This window comes from Candidatus Binatia bacterium (assembly GCA_036382395.1).
In the GTDB taxonomy this organism is placed as follows: domain Bacteria; phylum Desulfobacterota; class Binatia; order HRBIN30; family HRBIN30; genus JAGDMS01.
In genome coordinates, this window is record DASVHW010000153.1 from 1 (window position 1) to 5980 (window position 5980).

Consider the following 5980-nt stretch of genomic DNA (forward strand, 5'->3'; position numbering starts at 1 on the left):
ACCGAATTGATGAATCCGTACTCGGTATCGGCGACCAACCCACACCGGCACGAGGGCGCGAACTACCTCGCCGCGATGGAATTGGTGGGGTGGCTCACCTCACCCGCAACTCAGGAGATGATTGCCGCATATCGTGTTGCCGGCCGCGCCGTGGCGCAACCGGCAAGCAATGGACGGCCCGTGCGGCGCGCACGCCGACGGTGAAATCAAACGGCCCTACGTCGGACGAGATCATCCCGGGGAATCAAGTGAATTGAGGTGGCTTTCACCACTGCCGTCACTGCCTCACCCACCGCGAGGGCGAGATCCTCGCAGGCCGGGCGGGTGATCAGCGCGGCCAGCGGGAAACCGCAGTCGACAGTGACACGGAACAACGGTCCCTCGGGATTCATCGCGACAACGCGGCCGTTGAGATGATTGCGCGCGCTCATCCGTGCCAGCGGACCTCGCTCGAGGATGACCTCCTCCGCACGAACACACAAGAAGACATCGCCCTCAACGCCCCCCGGGTCACAGGCTGTCACCCTTGCCGTTCCCACTTCGACCGTGAGCAAACCGTCGGCTTGGGCGATGACGCGGCCGGGAATCACCGTTTCCACCCCGACGGTACGCGCCACAGCCAGGTCCGCTGGCCGGCTGAACACTTCATGTACGGGCCCTGCCTGGCGGATGTGCCCGTCGGCGATGACTAGCATCCGGTCGCCGAGCGCGAGCGCTTCGACCCGATCGTGCGTGACGAGCAGCGTGGGAATGCCGCAACCGCTCAAGACGCGACGGAGCTCGCGGCGCAGCGGCTCGCGTGCCGGCGCATCCAGCGCCGAGAGCGGCTCGTCCAAGAGCAGGAGCTGTGGATCCGTGGCCAGCGCGCGCGCCAGCGCTACGCGTTGCTGTTGGCCGCCGGACAGCTGCCGCGGATAGCGCGCGGCAAAACCGTCGAGATCGAGCAGACCTAGCAGGCTCGCGATGCGCGCCTGCCGCGCGGGGCGCGTGCCGCGGAGCGCGAAGCCCACATTCTGTGCCACCGTCCGGTGTGGGAAGAGGGCATACTCTTGGAACAGATACCCGATGCGCCGCTGTTGCGGCGGCAGGCAGATGTTCACGGCCGCATCGAACCACATCTGATCGCCGAAACGGATGTCCCCGACCTCCGGCCGCTCCAAACCGGCCAAGCACCGCAGGATGGTAGTCTTGCCCGACCCGGAAGGACCGAACAGTACGGTCACTGGAGCCGTGTCCGTCTCCAGACGCAACTCGGCCGCGACGACCGTGCCGCCGGGAAATGCCTTGCTGAAGTCGGCTGTCAATGCAGCAGCCATGGGGTGCGCAGATTGCGCTGCAGGGCGTAGGTCACGGCCAAGACCAAAAAGGAAATGACCAGCAGGAGCAATGAGGTCTGCGCCGCGGTACTGTAGTTGAGCGCCTGCACGTCGTCGTAGATCGAGATCGAGACCGTACGTGTGATGCCCGGCAGATTGCCGCCCACCATCAACACGACCCCAAACTCGCCCAAAGTGTGCGCGAAGCTCAGCACCATGCCGGTGACGAGGCCGTGACGCGCAAGCGGCACGATCACGCGAAAGAACGTCGCGCGGCGGGAGACCCCGAGTGACCACGAGGCCTCGATCAGACGTCGGTCCACCGCCGCAAACGCCGCCGTGAACGGCTGTACCGCAAACGGCAGGCTGTAAACTATGGACGCAATCAGCAGCCCCTGGAACGTGAACGGTAACGTGGCACCGGTCAGCTTGAGGTACATCTGTCCAAGCGGACTGCGCAGACTCAGCGCGAGCAGCAGGTAGAAACCCAAAACAGTTGGCGGCAGCACCAGCGGCAGCGCCACCACGGCCTCGACGAGGAACTTCCACCGCCACGAGGAAAAAGCGAGCCAGTGGGCAATCGGCATGCCGATGACGAGCAACGCGAGGGTTGTCCACGTCGAGAGCTGGACGCTAAGCGTGATGGCCGCCCAATCCATCGGCTATTCTCGTGGGAAGAAGAACCCGTAGCGCTTCAGCGTGACACGTCCGGGCGGGCTCAAGACGAAATCGCGAAAGGCACGGGCCGCAGTGAGGTCGTGCGCCCACTTCATGATGACACCGCCCTGCTCCACGCGTGGATACGCGTCGAGTGGCACCTCCCAATATTTTCCATCCTGCTGCATGGCCGGCGCCGTGGCTAGCGAGAGGGCGATGACGCCGACATCGGCCGCGCCGCTCTGTACGAATTGCGCCGTCTGCGCAACGTTCTCACCGAAGACGAGTTTCTGCTTCACGTCTTCGTACACACCGAGCGACTTCATCGCCGCCACAGCGGCGCGACCGTAGGGGGCGTGCTGCGGATTGGCAATGGCAACGTGTTGCACTGCCGCGTCCCTGAGCGCCGCCATACCAAGCCGTTGCACGTCGACGGACGACGCCCGGGGCACCCAGATCACGATCCGGCCCACGGCGTAGAGAAACTCGCTCCCTTCGATCGCGAGGCCTTGCCTGCCGAGTTGACGCGGAAAGTCAGCGTCGGCGGAAAAGAACATATCGAACGGAGCGCTGTTGGAAAGCTGCGAGAAGAAGTTGCCCGAGGAGCCGTAGGTCACGTTGACCGTAATTGTGGGATGCGCCTTGGTGAATTGCGCCACCATGTCATCCATGGCGAACTTCAAGTCAGCCGCGGCCGCAACGGTCACTGTCGCGGCCGCCGGGGTGGCGTTCGCGCACGCGGGGACATCAGCGCCGCGGGCTCGGGTGCCCAGAAGCCAGGCCAGCGCAAGACACGAGACGGCGACGAGCTTGAGCGTCGGTACGGTGCGGAACGGTTGCTGCATCGGCATGACGTCTCTTCAGGCGAGCAGGCGCGTCTGCTCGCCGGTCATGGTTGTGTGGTAGCCTGGCAACTCACCGACGGAGCGCCGGAATGCATGGGACCGGATCCCTCGCACCAGCGCCTGGATGCGCGGATCATGCTCCATGTCGCTGCGGTAGCAGAGGTCGTAGTCCTCTTCGCGCGCCACGAGGAAGTCCAGACCGGCTTCCGCCGCCGAGAGCCGCACGCACACCCCCGCCTGCGCCCAACCGCTGCGAATGGTCTCGACGACGCCCGTGTGATCGACGGCAATGTGGTTGTAACCTTTCGGCAGCGGGTGATGGTCCTTGAGAATCGAGTCGAGGCAGCGCCGAGCGCCGGAACCCGGTTCGCGACCGACCCAGCGCAGGTTGGCCGACACCGCCTGCCGGATGGTACTGATGCCGAGGCCCGGAGCCAGCGCCAGCCCTTCCTGCCAGCGACTGACGCGCAGCAGCGTGTAACCCGGCCCGAGCATCTCACGCACGGCGCGTTCGTTTCCGCCCGGTCTGTCGTGGTCCTGCAGATGGAGACCGGCGACGTGGACAACGCCGCGGCAAAGCAGATCCAGGGCCTGCCGGCTGGAGCGAATGAGCGGTAGTAATCGAACGCCGGCGCTGCGAGCCAGCTCCGCCGCCAGCAGGCCAACTGCTGGGTCGCACCCCGCCAGGACCAACGTGTGGTCCGGATCCGAGTGAGCGCGGAACTCGTAGGCGCTGGCCTTGAGGACTCCGTCCGGCGGTAGTGTCCCCACAAACGTTCGCTCGACCGGATACAGCCACGTCTGCTCGGCGACCACGGCCCGCCAGAACCGGCACGGGTCGGTGGGTGACGGCCACGCCCACTCGGGTTCGCCTCGATGCGTCGCCTTGCCGAGGCTGAAGAGATCTTCAACACGACAGTCGAAGGCGGCAGCCAACGCCAACGCGGCAGCCGTTGATGGCACAACGCGGTCGGTCTCGATGGCGCTGATGGCAGTTCGTGACAGCCCACTCCGTCGCGCCAGCTCGCCCTGGGACCACCCCTGAGTTGCTCGGTAGTCTTGAACTCGGTTACGGATTGCGGCCGACACGATCCTGTCATATCCGATAGGATAGTGTCGAATCAAGGCGAGAAGGCGGATCGCGGCCATTGTTCGAACCGATCTGCGTCAGCGCGGGCTGTGGGCAACGTGGGCTTGACAGCGGTCACCGACCTGTGGTCCACCCGCGCGCAATGGTAGCCTCTCAAATTCTCGATCTCAGACCCTAGACATTCGAGGTACGGCAATGGGCACATCGAAACTCACACACCTCCTCTCACCCGGTCGCATCGGATCCCTTGAGGTCCGCAATCGCATTTTCATGTCGCCCATGGGTGACAACCTCGGCGAAGGAAATGGACACGTGGGCGAGCGCACCAAGCGCTACTTCGAGGCGCGTGCCCGCGGCGGCGTCGGCCTCATCATCGTCGGCGTGGGCGGGATCGCCTATCCGGCGGGTGCCTGTATTCCCAACCAGGTCGCCGTCTCGGACGACGTCTTCCTGCCTGGCCTACAGGATCTCACCAAGCGCTTGCACGCGCACGGCGCCAAGGTGGCGATCCAACTCCAGCACGCCGGCAAGGTGGCGACACAGGACATGGCCTGCGGGCGCCCGATGTGGGTGCCGTCGGTCCCCGAGATGAAGGCAGGGGATCTTTTCAATGACCTGACGCTGGAAGAGATCCAGGGCATCAGCGGGGACCTGGCGAAACCCGGCGCCGGAATCAGCTTTCACGAGATGACCACGGCGGATATCCGAACGCTCATCACCCTCTTTGCCGACGCCGCGGACCGCGCCCGGCGCGCCGGCTTCGACGCCGTCGAGATCCACGGGGCGCACGGCTATCTGATTTCCTCCTTCATTTCTCCGGCGAGCAACAAGCGCACGGACGAGTACGGCGGGTCGGTGGAGAACCGCACGCGGCTGCTGGTGGAAGTGCTCCAGGCGGTCAAGCAGCGGGTGGGGAAGGACTTCCCGGTCTGGTGCCGCCTGGATGCAAAGGAGTTCCGCATCGAAGGCGGCATTACGGTCGAGGACGCCCAGCGCACGGCCGAGCTGGCCGCGGCCGCGGGCGCCGACGCCATCCACGTCAGTGCCTACGCCGATCCGGTTGTGGGCGTCGCCTTCACGGACGCGCCGCTGGTGCACCAGCCCTGCGGCTACGTGGAGTTGGCGGAGGGCATCAAGCGGCGCGTCAAGGTCCCGATCATCGCCGTTGGCCGGATCGAACCCGCCGAGGCGGACGATATCATTGCAGCGGGCAAGGCCGATTTCGTCGCCATGGGACGCAAGCTGCTCGCCGATCCCGAGCTGCCGAAGAAGCTCGCCGAGGGACGCGCCGAGGACATTCGGCCCTGCGTCTATTGCTACACCTGCGTCGGCAAGATTTACCTCAATCAACGCACCTGTTGCGCCGTGAACCCGGCCACCGGGCGCGAGGCCGAGTTCGAGATCAACCCCGCGGAGAAGCCGAAACGAGTCCTCGTCGTAGGTGGCGGTCCGGCCGGCATGGAAGCCGCGCGGGTCGCCGCGTTGCGCGGGCATATAGTCACGTTGTGTGAGAAAAGTGAGCGCTTGGGCGGCACGCTCTGGTTTGCCTCGCTGGTTTACGAGCCCAACGGCAAGCTGCTCGCACACCTGGAAGCACAGGTGCGCAAGCTACCCATCGAGCTGCGACTCGGTCAGGACGTCACCCCAGCGTTGGTGCAACAGCTTCGGCCGGACGTGATTCTGGTGGCCGTGGGCGCGCGGCGGCAGCCGCCGCCGATCCCGGGAGTCGAACGCTCGAACGTCCTGAGCGGAGACGATTTGCGCAGCCTCATGACCGGTAGCGACAAGAGCGTCGCGGCGGAGAAGCTTTCCCTGGCGCAGCGCGCCATGCTCAAGATGGGCAACCTGCTCGGCGTCTCCGACCGTATGGCGCTCACCCGCGAACTCACACGGCACTGGATGCCGTTGGGAAAACGGGTGGTCGTGATCGGCGGCGGCCTGGTGGGGATTGAGCTCGCCGAGTTTCTGAATGAGCGCGGCCGCGAGGTCACCGTACTCGAGGAAGGATCGACGCTGGGCAAGGAGATGGCTCTGCCGAGACGGTGGCGGGCGCTGTACACGCTGCGCGAGCA

The 5980-nt window shown here is 65.4% G+C and carries 6 protein-coding genes; 2 read left to right on the top strand and 4 right to left on the bottom strand.

Features of this window, described 5'->3' with window-relative positions; genetic code table 11:
• On the top strand, positions 1 to 204 hold a 204-nt coding region (locus VF515_06940; GenBank protein ID HEX7407372.1), incomplete at its 5' end, for a hypothetical protein.
• A 2-nt stretch (positions 205 to 206) separates the two neighbouring features.
• Here the strand turns inward: VF515_06940 and VF515_06945 are convergent.
• Genes VF515_06945 through VF515_06960 form a run of 4 tightly spaced genes read right to left on the bottom strand, consistent with a single transcriptional unit; the run spans position 207 to position 3907 of the window.
• Positions 207 to 1316, bottom strand: coding sequence for an ABC transporter ATP-binding protein (locus VF515_06945; protein ID HEX7407373.1), 1110 nt, complete (start codon positions 1314 to 1316; stop codon positions 207 to 209).
• Positions 1301 to 1975, bottom strand: a complete 675-nt coding sequence (gene modB, locus VF515_06950) for a molybdate ABC transporter permease subunit (GenBank protein ID HEX7407374.1) — start codon at positions 1973 to 1975, stop codon at positions 1301 to 1303. Before modB ends, VF515_06945 begins: the two co-directional genes overlap by 16 nt.
• Positions 1976 to 1978: 3 nt before the next feature.
• Positions 1979 to 2824: a molybdate ABC transporter substrate-binding protein gene (modA, locus tag VF515_06955; protein HEX7407375.1), complete on the bottom strand. Its 846-nt coding sequence runs from the start codon at positions 2822 to 2824 to the stop codon at positions 1979 to 1981.
• A gap of 9 nt (positions 2825 to 2833) precedes the next feature.
• Positions 2834 to 3907 carry a substrate-binding domain-containing protein gene (locus VF515_06960; GenBank protein ID HEX7407376.1) on the bottom strand — a complete coding sequence of 358 codons (1074 nt, stop codon included), beginning with the start codon at positions 3905 to 3907 and terminating at the stop codon, positions 2834 to 2836.
• Positions 3908 to 4103: 196 nt separating this feature from the next.
• Between VF515_06960 and VF515_06965 the strand changes: the two genes are divergently transcribed.
• Positions 4104 to 5980: FAD-dependent oxidoreductase (locus VF515_06965; protein ID HEX7407377.1), on the top strand; the 1877-nt coding region annotated here is incomplete at its 3' end.

Coding starts and splice junctions, on each gene's coding strand:
- VF515_06945 (HEX7407373.1), bottom strand. CDS start 1,316: ATGGCTGCTGCATTGACAGCCGACTTCAGCAAGGCATTTCCCGGCGGC.
- modB (HEX7407374.1), bottom strand. CDS start 1,975: ATGGATTGGGCGGCCATCACGCTTAGCGTCCAGCTCTCGACGTGGACA.
- modA (HEX7407375.1), bottom strand. CDS start 2,824: ATGCCGATGCAGCAACCGTTCCGCACCGTACCGACGCTCAAGCTCGTC.